This is a genomic window from Pseudomonas cremoricolorata (assembly GCF_000759535.1).
Lineage (GTDB): Bacteria > Pseudomonadota > Gammaproteobacteria > Pseudomonadales > Pseudomonadaceae > Aquipseudomonas > Aquipseudomonas cremoricolorata_A.
Window position 1 is genome coordinate 416,326 of sequence record NZ_CP009455.1, and the last position, 17,335, is coordinate 433,660.

General features: G+C 62.7%; 20 protein-coding genes and 1 tRNA gene. 3 read left to right on the plus strand and 18 right to left on the minus strand.

What is annotated here, in order from left to right:
• Window positions 1-8: 8 nt before the first annotated feature.
• The 12 genes from rlmN to trmJ all read right to left on the minus strand — a co-directional run bounded on the left by rlmN (window position 9) and on the right by trmJ (window position 8,944).
• On the minus strand, window positions 9-1,154 hold the full coding sequence (gene rlmN / locus LK03_RS01870) for a 23S rRNA (adenine(2503)-C(2))-methyltransferase RlmN (protein WP_038410840.1): 1,146 nt from the start codon (window positions 1,152-1,154) through the stop codon (window positions 9-11).
• A gap of 28 nt (window positions 1,155-1,182) precedes the next feature.
• Window positions 1,183-1,608, minus strand: a complete 426-nt coding sequence (gene ndk, locus LK03_RS01875) for a nucleoside-diphosphate kinase (protein WP_038410841.1) — start codon at window positions 1,606-1,608, stop codon at window positions 1,183-1,185.
• An 89-nt stretch (window positions 1,609-1,697) separates the two neighbouring features.
• Entirely contained in the window at window positions 1,698-1,898 is a 201-nt protein-coding gene (gene iscX / locus LK03_RS01880) for a Fe-S cluster assembly protein IscX (protein WP_038414558.1), read from the minus strand.
• A gap of 10 nt (window positions 1,899-1,908) precedes the next feature.
• Window positions 1,909-2,250: an ISC system 2Fe-2S type ferredoxin gene (gene fdx, locus LK03_RS01885; RefSeq protein ID WP_038410842.1), complete on the minus strand. Its 342-nt coding sequence runs from the start codon at window positions 2,248-2,250 to the stop codon at window positions 1,909-1,911.
• Window positions 2,251-2,253: 3 nt separating this feature from the next.
• Entirely contained in the window at window positions 2,254-4,116 is a 1,863-nt protein-coding gene (gene hscA / locus LK03_RS01890; RefSeq protein WP_038410843.1) for a Fe-S protein assembly chaperone HscA, read from the minus strand.
• A 42-nt stretch (window positions 4,117-4,158) separates the two neighbouring features.
• Window positions 4,159-4,680: a co-chaperone HscB gene (gene hscB / locus LK03_RS01895; protein ID WP_038410844.1), complete on the minus strand. Its 522-nt coding sequence runs from the start codon at window positions 4,678-4,680 to the stop codon at window positions 4,159-4,161.
• A gap of 8 nt (window positions 4,681-4,688) precedes the next feature.
• Window positions 4,689-5,012 (minus strand): iron-sulfur cluster assembly protein IscA, encoded by a 324-nt coding sequence (gene iscA / locus LK03_RS01900; protein ID WP_028695982.1) that lies wholly within the window; start codon window positions 5,010-5,012, stop codon window positions 4,689-4,691.
• Between the two features lie 41 nt (window positions 5,013-5,053).
• Entirely contained in the window at window positions 5,054-5,440 is a 387-nt protein-coding gene (iscU, locus tag LK03_RS01905) for a Fe-S cluster assembly scaffold IscU (RefSeq protein WP_003248539.1), read from the minus strand.
• A gap of 46 nt (window positions 5,441-5,486) precedes the next feature.
• A complete protein-coding gene (locus LK03_RS01910; protein WP_038410845.1) occupies window positions 5,487-6,701 on the minus strand; it encodes an IscS subfamily cysteine desulfurase in 1,215 nt (404 codons plus the stop codon).
• 34 nt (window positions 6,702-6,735) lie between these two features.
• Window positions 6,736-7,227 (minus strand): Fe-S cluster assembly transcriptional regulator IscR, encoded by a 492-nt coding sequence (gene iscR, locus LK03_RS01915; protein WP_028695980.1) that lies wholly within the window; start codon window positions 7,225-7,227, stop codon window positions 6,736-6,738.
• 166 nt (window positions 7,228-7,393) lie between these two features.
• Entirely contained in the window at window positions 7,394-8,182 is a 789-nt protein-coding gene (gene cysE / locus LK03_RS01920) for a serine O-acetyltransferase (RefSeq protein WP_038410846.1), read from the minus strand.
• A 6-nt stretch (window positions 8,183-8,188) separates the two neighbouring features.
• Entirely contained in the window at window positions 8,189-8,944 is a 756-nt protein-coding gene (gene trmJ, locus LK03_RS01925; protein WP_038410847.1) for a tRNA (cytosine(32)/uridine(32)-2'-O)-methyltransferase TrmJ, read from the minus strand.
• A gap of 149 nt (window positions 8,945-9,093) precedes the next feature.
• On the opposite strand from trmJ, the gene suhB reads away from it, so the two are divergent.
• A complete protein-coding gene (gene suhB, locus LK03_RS01930; RefSeq protein WP_028695977.1) occupies window positions 9,094-9,912 on the plus strand; it encodes a type III secretion system regulator SuhB in 819 nt (272 codons plus the stop codon).
• A gap of 69 nt (window positions 9,913-9,981) precedes the next feature.
• Here the strand turns inward: suhB and LK03_RS01935 are convergent, their stop codons facing one another.
• From LK03_RS01935 to queA, 6 genes are all read right to left on the minus strand, one after another.
• Window positions 9,982-10,530, minus strand: a complete 549-nt coding sequence (locus tag LK03_RS01935; RefSeq protein ID WP_038410848.1) for a glycine zipper 2TM domain-containing protein — start codon at window positions 10,528-10,530, stop codon at window positions 9,982-9,984.
• A gap of 121 nt (window positions 10,531-10,651) precedes the next feature.
• On the minus strand, window positions 10,652-11,560 hold the full coding sequence (gene secF / locus LK03_RS01940; protein ID WP_038410849.1) for a protein translocase subunit SecF: 909 nt from the start codon (window positions 11,558-11,560) through the stop codon (window positions 10,652-10,654).
• Window positions 11,561-11,570: 10 nt separating this feature from the next.
• Window positions 11,571-13,433: a protein translocase subunit SecD gene (gene secD / locus LK03_RS01945; RefSeq protein ID WP_038410850.1), complete on the minus strand. Its 1,863-nt coding sequence runs from the start codon at window positions 13,431-13,433 to the stop codon at window positions 11,571-11,573.
• Window positions 13,434-13,497: 64 nt separating this feature from the next.
• Entirely contained in the window at window positions 13,498-13,830 is a 333-nt protein-coding gene (gene yajC / locus LK03_RS01950) for a preprotein translocase subunit YajC (RefSeq protein ID WP_028695973.1), read from the minus strand.
• 60 nt (window positions 13,831-13,890) lie between these two features.
• Window positions 13,891-15,006, minus strand: coding sequence for a tRNA guanosine(34) transglycosylase Tgt (tgt, locus tag LK03_RS01955; protein WP_167334511.1), 1,116 nt, complete (start codon window positions 15,004-15,006; stop codon window positions 13,891-13,893).
• 14 nt (window positions 15,007-15,020) lie between these two features.
• Complete coding sequence (gene queA / locus LK03_RS01960; RefSeq protein WP_038410852.1) at window positions 15,021-16,070, minus strand: tRNA preQ1(34) S-adenosylmethionine ribosyltransferase-isomerase QueA; 1,050 nt, start codon at window positions 16,068-16,070, stop codon at window positions 15,021-15,023.
• A 108-nt stretch (window positions 16,071-16,178) separates the two neighbouring features.
• On the opposite strand from queA, the gene LK03_RS01965 reads away from it, so the two are divergent.
• A tRNA-Leu gene (locus tag LK03_RS01965) sits at window positions 16,179-16,263 on the plus strand.
• Window positions 16,264-16,660: 397 nt separating this feature from the next.
• Window positions 16,661-17,311 (plus strand): S1 family peptidase, encoded by a 651-nt coding sequence (locus LK03_RS01970; RefSeq protein WP_038414559.1) that lies wholly within the window; start codon window positions 16,661-16,663, stop codon window positions 17,309-17,311.
• Window positions 17,312-17,335 lie beyond the last annotated feature (24 nt).

Below are 17,335 nucleotides of genomic sequence, written 5' to 3' on the forward strand. Positions count from 1 at the left end.
AGGTCTCGTCAGAGGCGCACGGCGCTGTCTTGCAACTCGGCATCGGCAGCGATCTGGCGCACGGCGATGTAGCGTTCGCTACGCCGGGTACGGTCCATGACCTGCCCGACCAACTGGCCGCATGCCGCATCGATGTCTTCACCACGAGTGGTACGGGTGGTGACGTTGTAGCCAGCGTGGTGCAGCAAGTCCTGGAAACGACGAATGGCGTTGTTGCTGGGACGCTCGTAACCCGAATGCGGGAACGGGTTAAACGGGATCAGGTTGATCTTGCACGGCACATCGCGTAGCAGCTCGATCATTTCGGCGGCGTGTTGCGGCTGATCGTTGACGTCCTTGAGCAAGGTGTACTCGATGGTCAGCACGCGCTTGCCACCGAGTGTGGACATGTAGCCCATGCACGACTCGAGGAGCATCTTGAGCGGGTACTTCTTGTTGATCGGCACCAACTGATTGCGCAGCGCGTCGTTCGGCGCGTGCAGCGAAAGGGCCAGGGACACGTCGATGTGCTTGGCCAGCTCGTCGATCATCGGCACCACGCCCGAGGTCGACAACGTGACCCGGCGCTTGGAAATGCCATAGCCCAGATCGTCCATCATGATCTTCATGGCGGCGATGACATTATCGAAATTGAGCAACGGCTCGCCCATGCCCATCATCACCACGTTGGTGATGGCGCGGTCGATCTTGGCGGGCACGGTGCCGAAGGATTTGTTCGCAAGCCACACCTGGCCGATCACTTCGGCGGCGGTGAGGTTGCTGTTGAAGCCTTGCTTGCCGGTTGAGCAGAAACTGCAGTCCAGGGCGCAGCCGGCTTGCGACGACACGCACAGGGTGCCGCGATCGTCGGTAGGAATGTAGACGGTTTCGACGCAGCTGCCGGAGGCAACGCGGATCACCCATTTGCGGGTGCCGTCGGCGGAAATGTCCTCACTGACCACTTCCGGAGCCCGAATCTCGGCAACGGCCTCGAGCTTCTCGCGCAAGACCTTGCCGACATTGGTCATGGCGGCGAAATCATCGACGCCAAAATGGTGAATCCATTTCATCACCTGACCGGCACGGAAACGCTTTTCCCCGATCGAGTCGAAGAACTGTTCCATTTCCGGCTGAGTCAGCCCCAACAGGTTGATTTTGCCAGTAGATGTCGTCATGGATTCACCCTCACCCGTAAGCTTTCGCTTAGCGAGTGGTTACCTCGGTAGCAGCGAAGAAGTAAGCGATTTCGCGAGCAGCGGCTGCTTCGGAATCCGAACCGTGGACGGCGTTGGCGTCGATGGATTCGGCGAAGTCGGCGCGGATGGTGCCGGCAGCAGCTTCTTTAGGGTTGGTGGCGCCCATCAGTTCGCGGTTGCGAGCGATGGCGTTCTCGCCTTCCAGAACCTGAACGACGACCGGGCCGGAGGTCATGAAGGCAACCAGGTCACCGAAGAAACCGCGCTCTTTGTGCTCAGCGTAGAAGCCTTCGGCTTCGGCTTTGGACAGTTGCTTGATTTTCGAGGCAACGATGCGCAGACCGGCTTCTTCGAAGCGCGAAGTGATCTTGCCGATGACGTTCTTGGCAACGGCGTCAGGCTTGATGATCGAGAAAGTACGTTGAACAGCCATGGAAAACTCCAGAATATTGAGTGTTGCGAAAAATTAAACCCGCGAATTATACGCGGGTTCCAGGGGATTGCCTAACCTGCACGCGTCAGTCAGTCGGCTTCTTCGATCCACGCCGCCTGGATGGCCTCGAGGACCTTCTCGCCGCCGCGGGCCGGATCGTCGCTGAAACCGGGCAGCGCGATGACCCAGCGCTGCAGATCGACGAAATTCACGTAGCGAGGATCGACGTCAGGCTTGCTTTCTGCAAGCTCGATGGCGATATCAAGTACATCAACCCATTTCAGACTCATGACCTGATCCTCAATGCGGCGCTTCGGCAGCATGGTTGAGCGAATACTTGGGAATCTCGATGACCAGGTCCTCGTTACCCACCACTACCTGGCAGCCCAGACGCGATTGCGCCTCCAAGCCCCAGGCCTTGTCCAGCATGTCCTCTTCGAGCTCGTCGGCTTCGTCGAGCGAATCGAAGCCCTGGCGGACGATGCAGTGGCAGGTAGTACAGGCTTTTACACCGCCACAGGCGCTTTCCATCTCGATGTGATGGTCGTGGGCCAGCTCCAGGATATTGGTCCCTGTCGCAACCTCCACGGTCAGCCCCTCGGGGCAGAACTTCTCGTGCGGCAGGAATGTCACCAGCGGCATCGGTTACTCCTCGATCTCATTCAGGTTGCGCCCGGCCAGTGCGGCTTTGACCGTCGAATCAAGGCGACGGGCGGCAAATGCATCGGTCACCTGCGACAGACGCTTGGTCTGTTGCTCGATGGCAGGGCCATCGGTGCCGGCGAGCAAATCACGTAGTTCCTGCATCTGGAATTGGATGGCGTCACGCTCGTCGGCATCGAGCAGGCGCTCGCCATCGGCGTCCAGGGCGCCTTCGACCGCTTCGAGCAAGCGCTCGGCATCGACCTGATGCTCGCGCAACTGGCGGGCATTGCGGTCGGCGCCGGCGTGCTCGAAGGAATCCTTGAGCATGCGCGCCACCTCACCGTCGGTCAGGCCGTAGGATGGCTTGACCTGAATGCTGGCCTCGACACCCGAACCCAGCTCGCGGGCAGCGACGCTGAGCAGGCCGTCGGCATCGACCTGGAAGGTGACGCGAATTTTCGCAGCGCCGGCCACCATCGGCGGAATACCGCGCAATTCGAAGCGAGCAAGCGAACGGCAGTCGCTGATCAACTCGCGCTCACCCTGGAGCACGTGGATCATCATGGCCGACTGGCCGTCTTTGTAGGTGGTGAATTCCTGAGCACGTGCCACGGGGATGGTGGTGTTGCGCGGAATCACCTTCTCCATCAGCCCGCCCATGGTTTCCAGGCCCAGCGACAGCGGAATGACGTCGAGCAGCAGCAGCTCGCCACCGTCACGGCGGTTACCGGCCAGGGTATCGGCCTGAATCGCCGCGCCAATGGCCACAACCTGGTCGGGGTCGATCGAGGTCAAAGGCTCACGCCCGAACAGCTCGCCAACCGCCTCGCGCACGCGCGGCACGCGGGTCGAACCGCCGACCATGACCACGGCAACCACTTCCTCGACCTCGACGCCACTGTCGCGCAGGGCGCGGCGGCACGATTTGAGGCTACGGGCGACCATCGGCTCGATCAGCGCCTCGAAGCTACTACGGCTCAGCTCACCCGACCACTGGCCGTGGCTGAGCGACACGCTGTCTTGCTCGGTCAGGGCTTCCTTGGCGGTGCGCGCGGTCTGCAACAGCAGGCGCTGGGTAGCCGGATCGAGGTCCGACGACAGGCCCGCCTGTTCGATGATCCAGCCGGCGATGGCGTGATCGAAGTCGTCGCCGCCCAGGGCCGTGTCGCCACCGGTGGCCAGCACCTCGAAGACCCCGGCGCTCAGGCGCAGGATGGAAATATCGAAGGTGCCGCCACCCAGGTCATAGATGGCCACCAGGCCTTCGGCATTCTGGTCGAGGCCATAGGCCACGGCCGCTGCGGTCGGCTCGTTGAGCAGGCGCAAAACGTTGAGCCCGGCGAAGCGCGCGGCGTCCTTGGTGGCCTGGCGCTGGGCATCGTCGAAGTAGGCCGGGACGGTGATGACCGCGCCCACCAGTTCGCCACCCAGGGTCTGCTCGGCGCGCAGGCGCAACGCCTTGAGAATGTCCGCCGACACCTGCACCGGGCTCTTGGGCCCCTGCACGGTGTCGATGAACGGCATGTGCGATTCACCCTCGACGAAGCGATAGGGCAGCTGTTCGCCCAGTTGCTTGACGTCACTCAGGCCGCGGCCCATCAGGCGCTTGACCGAGAGGATACTGTTGAACGGGTCGCTCGGCGCCGCGTCTCGGGCCGCCAGGCCGACTTCGGTATGGTCGGCCAGGTAACGCACGGCAGACGGCAGGATGAGCTTGCCCTCGGCATCGGGCAGGGGCTCGCTGCGACCACTGCGCACGGCAGCGACCAGCGAGTTGGTGGTGCCCAGGTCGATCCCCACCGCCAGGCGACGCTGGTGCGGCTGGGGGCTCTGACCGGGTTCGGCGATCTGCAATAGGGCCATGCTTATCTGAGTACCTTAGGCGTCATCACGGGTAACGCCGGGTTAATCGTCGAGGCGCTCTTCGAGTTGGCGCACTTCCTGGGCGAGCTTGTCGAGAAACTGCATGCGGCGCATCAGTCGCTCGGCCTGCTCGCGCTCGGCCGGGTCGTCCCAGCAACTGGCGAAGGTGTCGTCGAGGGTCTGCTGGGCAGCCTTGAGGCGACGCTTGAACTGCGCCACGCCATCCAGATCGGCCTCGTCCTGCAAGTCTTCGAGCTCTTCGCGCAACTGCATCTGCTGCAGAAGGAACTCGGGATCATGCACCGTCACTTCCTGCGGCACTTCCTGGCCACTGATGGCCAGCAGGTAGCGCGCACGCCGAGGCGGGCTGCGCAGGGTCTGGTAGGCCTCGTTGAGAGCCGCGGACTTTTCCAGGGCGACGCGCTGCTCACGCTCGGAAGCGTCGGCGAAGCGGTCGGGATGAACCTCGCGGGCCAGTTCGCGGTAGCGAACGGCCAGCTTGTCGAGGTCCAGACGGAAGGCGGGCTGCAGGTCGAACAGCGCGTAATGGCAAGGAGTACCCACGTCAGGCCTCAGACATTGAAGCTTTCGCCGCAGCCACATTCACCGCGCACGTTGGGGTTGTTGAACTTGAAGCCTTCGTTCAACCCTTCCTTGACGAAGTCGAGCTCGGTACCATCGAGGTAGACCAGGCTTTTCGGGTCGATGATGACCTTTACGCCATGGTTCTCGAAGACCTGGTCTTCCCCTGCCAACTCGTCGACGAACTCCAGCACATAGGCCAGACCCGAGCAGCCAGTGGTGCGCACGCCGAGGCGAATGCCCTCACCCTTGCCGCGCCCGTCGAGGGAGCGGCGGATATGGTTGGCGGCGGCTTCTGTCATGCTGATAGCCATCGGAACTCCTTACCTCTCATCGAATGCCTGGCGACAGGCGCTCAGATCAAGCCTTTCTTCTGCTTGTAGTCGCGTACGGCTGCCTTGATGGCATCCTCGGCGAGTACCGAGCAGTGAATCTTGACCGGTGGCAACGCCAGCTCTTCAGCGAGCTGGGTGTTCTTGATGGTCTCGGCCTCGTCGAGGGTCTTGCCTTTCATCCACTCGGTAGCCAGGGAGCTCGAGGCGATGGCCGAGCCGCAGCCGTAGGTCTTGAACTTGGCGTCTTCGATGACGCCCTGCTCGTTGACCTTGATCTGCAGGCGCATGACGTCGCCACACGCAGGAGCGCCGACCATGCCGGTGCCGACATCCGGGTCCTCGGCATTCATCTTGCCGACGTTACGCGGGTTTTCGTAGTGGTCGATGACCTTTTCGCTGTATGCCATGGTGCAATTCCTTCCTCGTCAGGGAGCCGCTCTTACTGGCGACTGCTTAGTGGGCGGCCCACTCGATCTTGGAGATGTCGACGCCGTCCTTGTACATGTCCCACAGGGGCGACAGTTCGCGCAGTTTGTTCACCGCCTCGCAGACTTTCTGCGCGGCGTGGTCGATTTCTTCCTCGCGGGTGAAGCGGCCGAAGGAGAAGCGGATCGAGCTGTGTGCCAGTTCGTCGTTGCGGCCCAGTGCGCGCAGCACGTAGGACGGCTCCAGCGACGCTGAGGTGCACGCCGAACCCGAGGAAACCGCGATATCCTTGAGGGACATCAGCAGCGATTCGCCTTCGACGTAGTTGAAGCTCAGGTTCAGGTTGTGCGGTACGCGCTGGGTCTGGCTGCCGTTGATGTAGAGCTCTTCAAGGTCGGAAACCTGCTTGAAGAAGCGGTCGCTCAACGCCTTGACGCGCACGTTTTCCTCGGCCATTTCCTGCTTGGCGATGGCGAACGCTTCGCCCATGCCGACGATCTGGTGGGTCGGCAGGGTGCCGGAACGCATGCCGCGCTCATGACCGCCACCGTGGACCATGGCCTCCAGGCGCACACGTGGCTTGCGGCTGACGTACAGCGCGCCAATACCCTTGGGGCCGTAGACCTTGTGCGCCGAGAACGACATCAGGTCGACTTTCATCTTCTGCAGGTCGATTTCGACCTTGCCGGCGGACTGCGCCGCATCGACGTGGAACAGCACGCCGCGAGCGCGGGTCAGTTCGCCGATGGCGGTGATGTCGTTGATTGAGCCGACTTCGTTGTTCACGTGCATCAGCGAGACCAGGATGGTGTCATCGCGCAGCACCGCCTCGACCATGGCTGGGGTGACGATGCCATCGGCACCGGGCTCGAGGTAGGTGACCTCGAAGCCTTCACGCTCGAGCTGACGCGCTGTGTCCAAGACGGCCTTGTGCTCGATCTTGGAGGTGATGATGTGTTTGCCCTTGGTCTGATAGAAGTGCGCGACGCCTTTGAGGGCGAGGTTGTCGGACTCGGTGGCACCGCTGGTCCAGACGATTTCGCGCGGATCGGCATTGATCAGCTCGGCGACCTGACGACGGGCGTTTTCCACCGCTTCCTCTGCGCGCCAGCCGAAGGCATGGGAGCGCGACGCCGGGTTCCCGAAGTTGCCGTCCATGGTCAGACAGTCAACCATTTTCTGGGCGACACGGGGATCGACCGGGGTGGTCGCGGAGTAATCGAGGTAGATCGGCAACTTCATTGGATATCTCCTATCAGGCGTTGGCGCCGCTCTGTCATTCGACGGCGGACGTCTCAATCTTGTCCATCTGCGCGGCGCGGCCTGCGACACGGCGCAGGTCCTGGCGATGGGCGACTTCTTGCACCTCGCGGCGCATGACGAGGTCGGCCAGGCTGATGCCGCTGAGGAATTCGTGGATCTGCTGGCTGAGGTCGCACCACAGGTGGTGGGTCAGGCAGGTGTCGCCGGAGTGGCAATCGCCAAGGCCTTGGCAACGGGTGGCGTCGACCGACTCGTTGACCGCGTCGATGACCTGGGCCACTTCAATGGTTTCCATACCGCGGGACAGCTGATATCCGCCACCAGGACCACGCACGCTGGAAACCAGGCTGCTGCGCCGAAGCTTGGCGAACAACTGTTCCAGGTAAGAAAGGGAGATCCCCTGGCGCTCGGAAATATCGGCCAGGGACACAGGCCCGTGCTGCGCGTGCAACGCCAGGTCGAGCATGGCGGTTACGGCGTATCGGCCTTTGGTAGTCAGTCGCATGGCTATGGGTACCACGGGAGTTACGGAATGGGCGCCAGTATGCAATTCCCGAGCATTTAAGTCAACTATAAGACCTACTGCTTTGGTCGGGTTTACCCACGGAAGTGGTCGCGAGTGTAGCAGACCCTGACGGGCCTGCACACGCCAGGGTGCCAGCATGGCGAAATCAGTGCGCCTGGGCGTCGCTGCGGGCGGCGTCTTTCTCGTCGACGAAGTCTTCTTCAGGCAGCGCCGGTAGCTCTTTGGCGCGGTAGTCGCTGCCCAGTTGAGTCAGCGCTCCGCACATGCCTTCGAGCCGCTCATCGACCGCCTGCAGGTGATCGAGCATCTGGCCGATGGCCCTCGCCACCGGGTCGGGCATGTCGCCACTGACGCCGTAGGCATCGAAACCGATCTTCTCGGCCATGGCCTTGCGCCGCGCCTCGAGCTCGGCGCCCTCCTCGCTCTTGACGATGATGCGCCCGGGAATGCCCACCGCCGTGGCCCCGGCAGGCACGGCCTTGGTCACCACCGCATTGGAGCCGATCTTCGCGCCGGCACCGACGGTGAACGGGCCCAGCACCTTGGCCCCGGCACCGACCACCACGCCGTCTTCCAGGGTCGGGTGGCGCTTGCCCTTGTTCCAGCTGGTTCCGCCCAGGGTCACACCTTGATAGAGGGTCACGTCGTCGCCGATCTCGGCGGTTTCACCGATGACGATGCCCATGCCGTGGTCGATGAAGAATCGCCGGCCGATGGTGGCGCCGGGATGAATCTCGATACCTGTGAGCCAGCGACCGAAATTCGACACCACCCGCGCCAGCCACTTGAAGTCACGCCGCCACAGCGCATGGCCCAGGCGATGCAGCCAGATCGCGTGCATGCCGGGGTAGCAAGTCAGCACCTCGAAGGTAGTGCGCGCCGCCGGGTCGCGGTGGAATACGCTCTGGATATCTTCACGCAGCCGCTCGAACATCTGATTTCAGTCCTTCCGTTTATGCGGCTCGCCCCGGGCGACCTTCTGGGTCTCGGTGAGAATGCCGCGCAAAATACTCATTTCCGAATGGTTCACCGCGCTGCGCCCGTACAGTCGACGCAGACGCGCCATCAGGTGCTTGGGCTTGGCTGGGTCGAGGAAGCCGATCTGTACCAGGGTCTGCTCCAGATGGTCGTAGAAACGCTCCATCTCATCCATGGTCGCCAGCGGCTCGCTGGCCTCCCCCACTTCGACCCGAGCGCCATCCTGCACAGCCAGCCAGGCGCTGCGCGCCTCGTAGGCCAGCACTTGCACGGCGGCAGCCAGATTCAGCGAACTGAAGTCGGGGTTGGAGGGAATGTGCACGTGGAAGTGACATCGCTGCAGTTCGTCGTTGGTCAGCCCGGCATGCTCGCGGCCGAACACCAGGGCGATCTGCTCGCCGCCGCGGGCATGCTCGACCGCCTTCACGCCGCACTCGCGGGGGTCGAGCATGGGCCAGGGCAGGCTGCGGTCGCGGGCACTGGTGCCCAGCACCAAGGTGCAGCCGACCAGCGCCGCTTCGAGGCTATCGACCACTTCTGCGCCGGCCAGCAGGTCATCGGCACCCGAAGCGCGGGCGCTGGCCTGCTCGGACGGGAAGTCCCTGGGCTGCACCAGCACCAGGCGCGACAAGCCCATGTTTTTCATGGCACGTGCAGCGCCGCCAATGTTGCCGGGGTGGCTGGTGTTGACCAGAACAACACGAATATTCTGCAGCAAGGCGATGGGCTCATGTGGCGGGATCGAGGGGCCGCAATCTTACAGAAGCCACTCGACCAACGCCAAGCACGCGCATGTGACGCTTTTGCCCGCGCGAATTTCTGCTAGAATGGCCGGCTTTATTCTTTAACATTCCAGGTGAAACGCCCATGCAGCCTATGCTGAATATCGCGCTGCGCGCTGCGCGCAGCGCCAGTGAACTGATCTTCCGCTCCATCGAACGCCTGGACAGCCTCAAGGTCGACGAAAAGGGTGCGAAAGACTACGTCTCCGAGGTTGACCGCGCCGCTGAAGAGACCATCGTCAAAGCCCTGCGCAAGGCCTACCCGAACCACTCCATCCTCGGCGAGGAAACCGGCCTGCATGCCGGCAGTGGTGAAGAAGGCAAAGATTACCTGTGGATCATCGACCCGCTCGATGGCACCACCAACTTCCTGCGCGGTATTCCGCATTTCGCCGTGAGCATCGCCTGCAAATACCGCGGCCGCCTCGAGCACGCGGTCATCGTCGACCCGGTTCGCCAGGAAGAATTCACCGCCAGTCGCGGTCGCGGCGCCCAGGTCAACGGCCGCCGCCTGCGGGTCAGCTCGCGCAGCAGCCTCGATGGCGCCCTGCTCGGCACCGGCTTCCCGTTCCGTGACGACCAGATGAGCGATCTGGACAGCTACCTGGGCATGTTCCGCGCCCTCACCGGCCAGACCGCCGGCATCCGCCGCGCCGGTGCTGCCAGCCTCGATCTGGCCTACGTTGCCGCCGGCCGTTTCGACGGCTTCTGGGAAGCAGGCCTGTCGGAATGGGACATGGCCGCTGGCGTACTGCTGATCCAAGAGGCCGGTGGCCTGGTCAGCGACTTCAACGGCGGTCACGACTTCCTCGACAAAGGCCACATCGTTGCCGGCAACATCAAGTGCTTCAAGGCGATCCTCACCGCCATCCAGCCGCACTTGCCGGAACACCTGAAGCGCTGATTGGCGTTTCTTCCAGGCATAAAAAAAGCACCGTTCAGGTGCTTTTTTTTATGCCTTGGATTCAGTGAATCACTGACCCGGCTGGCTCTGACTCAGAATCAGCTTGCCGTTCTTGTCCAACGGTATGCTCGAACCTGGATCGCGATCCATCTTCACCTGACCGGCCTGGTCACCGATGGTGTACTTGACGTTGTAACCCACCACCTTGTCGCTGATGTCGTTGACCGTGTTGCAGCGGGTTTGCGTGGTGGTGTAGGTGTCACGCTGCTGCATGCCTTCCTGCACCTTGTTACCGGCGTAGCCGCCGCCGACTGCACCGGCCACGGTGGCGAGCTTCTTGCCGTTGCCGCCGCCGATCTGGTTGCCGAGCAGGCCGCCTGCCAGCGCACCGACCACGGTGCCGGCGATCTGATGCTGATCCTTGACCGGCGCCTGACGGGTCACGGTCACGTCCTTGCACACCTCACGGGGCGTTTTGATCTGCTGCTTGATCGGTTGCACGTCGGTCACCTGGGCGTACTGCGGGCCTTTGTTGACCAGGCTATACGTCGCCAGCGCCCCGCCGGCAGTCACTGCAACAGCACCCAGTACCGTCCCTACCAGCATTGATTTATTCACGTGAAATCTCCTGATCTATCCAGCGGGTCCGCGCCCGCGCTTGTCCCAGCCTTGGAGCAAAAAAAAAGGCGCGAGTTCAATACTCGCGCCTCTTGATTCGCCAAATGGCGTAGGAGATCTCTTACGGACGATCGTCCACACCTTCGGCTTTGACCGGGGGAATCAGGTCTTCGCTGCTCAGTTTCAGCCAGATCAACACCACGTTGGCGATATAGATCGACGAGTAAGTACCGGCCATGACACCGATGAACAGCGCCAGCGAGAAACCGAACAGGTTGTCACCGCCGAAGAACAGCAGCGCGGCGATGGCCAGCAAGGTCGACACCGAAGTGGCGATGGTGCGCAGCAGGGTCTGGGTGGTCGAGACGTTGATGTTCTCGATCAGCGAGGCCTTGCGCATGACCCGGAAGTTCTCACGCACCCGGTCGAACACCACGATGGTGTCGTTCAGCGAGTAGCCGATGATCGCCAGCACGGCGGCCAGCACGGTGAGGTCGAAGGTGATCTGGAAGAACGACAAGATACCCAGCGTGACCACGACGTCGTGCACCAGCGACACAATCGCGCCGACGGCGAACTTCCACTGGAAGCGGAAGGCCAGGTAGATGAGGATGCCGCCCAGCGCCAGCAGCATGCCGAGGCCGCCCTGGTCGCGCAGCTCTTCACCCACCTGCGGGCCGACGAACTCGACGCGCTTGACCGTCGCCGGGTTGTCGCCACCGGCCTTCTGCAGCGCCTCGGCAACCTTGTTGCCCAGTTGCGGGTCGTCGCCTGGCATGCGCACCAGCAGATCGGTGGTGGCGCCGAAGCTTTGCACCACGGCCTCGTGGAAGCCGGAACTGACCAGCTCGCCGCGCACCGCCTTGAGGTCGGCCGGACGCTCGTAGGTCAGCTCGATGAGCGTACCGCCGGTGAAGTCCAGACCGAAGTTCAGGCCCTTCTGCCACCAGCTGAACAGCGCCAGCACGGTGAGCAGTACGGTAATGGCGAACGCACTGTTGCGTACGCCCATGAAGTTGATGGTTTTCATGGTTATTCCCTCAAACCCACAGCTTCTTGATGTCACGCCCGCCGCAGGTCAGGTTGACCATTGCGCGGGTCACCATGACGGCGGTGAACATCGAGGTGAAAATCCCGAGGGACATGGTGACCGCGAAGCCTTTGACCGGCCCGGTGCCCATGGCGAACAGGATGCCGCCCACCAGCAGGCTGGTCAGGTTGGCGTCGATGATCGCGGTGTAGGCGCGGTTGAAGCCTTCGTGGATGGCGCGCTGCACCGACATGCCGTTTTTCAGCTCTTCGCGAATCCGCGAGAAGATCAGCACGTTGGCGTCGACCGCCATACCCATGGTCAACACGATACCGGCGATACCCGGCAAGGTCAGGGTGGCGCCGAGCAACGACATCAGCGCCAGCAGCAGCACCATGTTGCCCGCCAGGGCAATGGTGGCGATCACGCCGAAGCCACGGTAGATGGCGATGATGAACAGCGAGACGAACAGCATGCCCCACAGCGACGCATCGACACCCTTGGTGATGTTGTCGGCACCCAGGCTTGGGCCGATGGTGCGCTCTTCAGCGAAGTACATCGGTGCTGCCAGACCACCGGCACGCAGCAGCAGCGCCAGCTCGGACGATTCGCCCTGGCCATTGAGGCCGGTGATGCGGAACTGGCTACCCAGCGGCGACTGAATGGTCGCCAGGCTGATGATCTTCTTCTCTTCCTGGAAGCTCTGGACCGGCACTTCCTTCTCGACGCCATTGACCGTCTGCTTGACGTAGCGGGTGATCGGCTTCTGCTCGATGAAGATCACCGCCATGCTGCGACCGACGTTGCTGCGCGTTGCGCGGCTCATCAGTTCGCCACCATGGCCGTCGAGGCGGATGTTGACCTGCGGACGACCGTGTTCGTCGTAGCTGGCCTGGGCGTCGGTGACCTGGTCACCGGTGATGATCAGGCCGCGCTCGACCGGTGCCGAGCGGCCGCCTTCGCGGAACTCGAACACTTCGCTGGTGGCGCGCGATGCGCCTGGCTCGGCACCGAAGCGGAACTCGAGGTTGGCGGTCTTGCCGAGAATACGCTTGGCCTCGGCCGTGTCCTGCACGCCCGGCAGCTCGACCACGATGCGGTTGGCGCCCTGGCGCTGAACCAGCGGCTCGGCCACGCCCAGCTCGTTGACCCGGTTACGCACGGTGGTCAGGTTCTGGCGGATCGAGTATTCGCGGATCTCGGCGATCTTCGCCTGGGTCAGCGCCATGCGCAGCACGGCCTGGCCGTTGCGCTCGGTGGTGGTCAGGTCGAAGTCGTTGAAATTCTTGCGTACCAGGCTGCGGGCCTGTTCGCGGGTGGCGTCGTCGGCGAAGCCGAGCATGATGCCGCCGTTCTGTTGCGGCAGGCTGCGGTAGCGGATGCGCTCTTTACGCAGCAAGGTCTTCACCTCGCCCTCGTAGACTTTCATGCGCGCGCTCATGGCCTTGTCCATGTCCACTTCCAGCAGGAAGTGCACACCACCGGACAGGTCCAGGCCCAGCTTCATGGGGCTGGCGCCGATCTTGCGCAGCCACTGCGGGGTGGTCTGGGCCAGGTTCAGGGCCACGACATAGTCGTCGCCGAGGGCCTTGCGCACCACATCCTTGGCTGGCAACTGGTCTTCCTGATTGCTCAGACGCACCAGGCCACTGCCCTTCTCACCCAGGCTGGCGCCCTTGACGGCGATACCGGCATCGGTCAGCGCCTTGCTGACGCGATCCAGGTCGGCCTGATTGACCTGCAGCGCCGAGCTGGCACCGCTGATCTGCACGGCCGGATCATCCGGGTAGAGGTTGGGAGCGGAATAAATGAAACCGATCGCCAGTACCAGCAGGATCAGTGCGTATTTCCACAGAGGGTATTTGTTCAGCATCACGCCGCCCGTTCAAGACGCGGGGCGCGTTGCGCGCCCCGACTGGAAAAATAAAACCGGTGCCTCAGATCGCTTTGAGCGTACCTTTTGGCAGGGTCGCCGCGATGGCACCCTTCTGGAACTTCAGTTCGACGGTGTCAGACACTTCCAGCACGACGAAGTCATCGGAAACTTTGACGATCTTGCCGGCGATACCGCCGTTGGTGACAACTTCGTCACCTTTCTGCAAGTTGCCCAGCAGGTTCTTCTGCTCTTTGGCGCGCTTGGCCTGTGGACGCCAGATCATCAGGTAGAAGATGACCAGGAAGCCGACCAGGAAGATCCATTCAAAACCGGCAGGGCCCGCGGCGGCAGGGGCTGCGGCGTCCGCGTAGGCGGCAGGAATCAGAAAGCTCATTTGACACTCCAGTTGCTAGCGTTATGCACAGGCGAAGCGTGTACATTCGGTGAGGAACACTCAGTCCAGCGGCGGCACAGGCAGCCCGCGTTTGGCATAGAAGGCGTCGACAAAGGCGGCCAATTTACCCTGTTGAATAGCCTCGCGCAAACCAGCCATCAGGCGCTGGTAATGGCGCAAGTTGTGAATGGTATTCAACATGCTGCTGAGCATTTCTCCGCACTTGTCCAGGTGATGCAGGTAGGCGCGCGAGAAGTTGCTGCAGGTGTAGCAATCACAGGTTGGATCGAGCGGCGATTCATCATGGCGATGGAACGCGTTACGGATCTTGATCACCCCGGTGTCGACGAACAGATGACCATTGCGCGCATTGCGCGTGGGCATCACGCAGTCGAACATGTCGACGCCGCGGCGCACACCCTCTACAAGATCCTCGGGCTTGCCTACCCCCATAAGGTAACGAGGTTTGTCAGCAGGCATCTGCCCTGGCAGGTAGTCCAGCACCTTGATCATTTCATGCTTGGGCTCGCCGACCGACAGCCCGCCAATGGCCAGGCCATCGAAGCCGATCTTGTCCAGGCCTTCGAGCGAGCGCATGCGCAGGTCTTCATGCATGCCGCCCTGGACGATGCCGAACAGCGCCGCCGAGTTGTCGCCGTGGGCATTTTTCGAGCGCTGCGCCCAGCGCAACGAGAGCTCCATGGAGGTGCGCGCCACATCATGCTCGGCCGGGTACGGCGTGCATTCGTCGAAGATCATCACGATGTCCGAACCCAGGTCGCGCTGCACCTGCATCGACTCTTCCGGGCCCATGAACACCTTGGAGCCGTCCACCGGCGAGGCGAAGGTCACGCCTTCTTCCTTGATCTTGCGCATGGCGCCCAGGCTGAACACCTGGAAGCCGCCGGAGTCGGTCAGAATCGGGCCTTTCCACTGCATGAAATCGTGCAGGCCGTTGTGCTTCCTGATCACCTCGGTGCCCGGGCGCAGCCACAGGTGGAAGGTGTTGCCGAGGATTATCTCTGCACCAATGGCTTCGATGTCCCGTGGCAGCATGCCCTTGACCGTGCCATAGGTGCCCACCGGCATGAAGGCCGGGGTCTCGACCGTGCCACGGGGGAAGGTCAGCCGACCGCGACGGGCCTTGCCGTCGGTGGCCAGCAGTTCGAACGACATTCGACAGGTGCGACTCATGCTTGATCCTCGGGGCCACGCGGCGCCGGATTGCGGGTGATGAACATGGCATCACCGTAACTGAAGAAGCGGTAGCCCTCGGCGACCGCCGCGGCGTAGGCGGCCATGGTCTGGGGATAACCGGCGAAGGCCGAGACCAGCATCAGAAGCGTGGACTCCGGCAGGTGGAAGTTGGTCACCAACGCATCGACCACATGGAACGGCCGACCGGGGTAGATGAAGATGTCAGTGTCACCGCTGAACGCCTTGAGCTGGCCATCGCGGGCCGCGCTTTCCAGCGAACGCACGCTGGTGGTGCCCACGGCGATGACCCGACCGCCCCGCGCACGGCAGGCCGCCACGGCATCCACCACGTCCTGGCTGACTTCCAGCCATTCCTTGTGCATGTGGTGGTCTTCGATATTGTCGACCCGCACCGGCTGGAAGGTGCCGGCACCGACATGCAAGGTGACGAAGGCCTGCTCGACGCCCTTGGCGGCAATCTGCGCCAGCAGGTGCTGATCGAAGTGCAGCCCGGCAGTGGGCGCGGCCACCGCACCGGCGCGCTCGGCGTAGACCGTCTGGTAGCGTTCGCGGTCGGCGCCTTCGTCGGGGCGGTCTATATAAGGCGGCAACGGCATGTGCCCGACCCGCTCGAGCAATGGCAGCACTTCTTCGCTGAAGCGCAGCTCGAACAGCGTATCGTGGCGGGCGACCATCTCGGCCTCGCCGCCGCCGTCGATGAGCAACTGCGTACCCACCTTCGGCGCCTTGCTGGCACGCACATGGGCCAGCACGCGGTGGCTGTCGAGCACACGCTCGACCAGCACTTCCAGCTTGCCACCGGACGCCTTCTGGCCGAACAACCGCGCCGGAATCACCCGGGTGTTGTTGAACACCATCAGGTCACCTGGACGCAGGTATTCCAGCAGGTCCGTGAACTGCCGGTGCGCCAGCGCCCCGCTCGGCCCATCGAGGACCAGCAGACGGCTGCCATGGCGCTCGGCCAGCGGATGGCGAGCGATCAGGGAATCAGGGAGTTCGAAAGAGAAATCGGCGACGCGCATGATGGTGTTCGGTTCGACAAAGCCGGGAAGTTTAGCCCAACCGGTAAAAATTGACCATGAAAGCCGATTGACCGACCGACGGCGCCTCTCTATACTGCGCGCCGACAAGCCCTGATGGCGGAATTGGTAGACGCGGCGGATTCAAAATCCGTTTTCGAAAGGAGTGGGAGTTCGAGTCTCCCTCGGGGCACCATCATCAAGTTCCAAGCGGTCTCTACCAGACCCGGAACGCCAAAGAAACCGGCCATTGAGCCGGTTTTTTTGTGTCTGGCGTTTAGAGGGAACCGGCGCCGGTCAGGTGCTTGGGGCTGCTTCGCCGCCCATCGCGGCCTTTTCGCTGTCCGCAATTCACCCTCCCCACACCACCGCACAACCTGCCAGCCTGCGCCGTTCTGAAAACGCCTACCACCTAGCAGAATCTATCTGCGGGATGCGCAAAATCCATAGCTAATAGCCACATGCCACTAGTACACTCTGCGACGTTTGGGTTAGTCCCAAAGTAGAACGCGGCTGATAGGTTTTGGCCGGCTCGTCCACCCCTCCTCGCGACGTCCACCATGAAAACGACTGTGCCCTGCCTCGCAGCAATGATGCTGTTGAGTGGGTGCAATGGAATGCCCACCAGTTCTTTCGCTACAAACCCTCTCCATGACCAGGCGTTCGTCGTCCATTCGGGCGCGCCGCTGCCGATGCTGCTGATGGCAACGGCCATTCAGTGGAATGAGGACTACGCCGTCACCGCCAAGCACACGCCGTTCCTTCAGGGTGTGGTGCATGAGGGGCTGGGTGATGTGGTGTTTTTCCGGCACAAGGCCAGCAGCGTGCCGCAGTGGCGCCAGTTCGTGCCGGGCGAGGCGGTGACTGCGGTCGGTTTCAATGGTCTGTCGATGCCGGTCGAGGGTCGTGGGCATGCCAGCGGTGCGCTGGTGCGCCTGAAGGGCACCGGCGGCGGGGTGTTCTATTCGGTGCATGACGGCCCGCTGGTCAAGGGCATGTCGGGCGGGCCGCTGTTCGCCGATGACGGCAAGGTGCTGGGCATCAACGTTGCGTTCATCGCCAAGGATGAGATCGACGGTGAGCGCCGCCCGGATCTGGCTGACGCGCAGCGGGTCAGCGTGTTCATGCCCTACAACGAGATCGAGCGCGAGTGGCGCCGTTACCAGTACAAGCTGGCGCACGGCGGCGCCGAGCCGAAACGCCCGGCGGCTATCGGCCTGGTGGCGAAGGCCGCCGCGCAATAGCGCGGCCTGGCCGCACGCGACAAT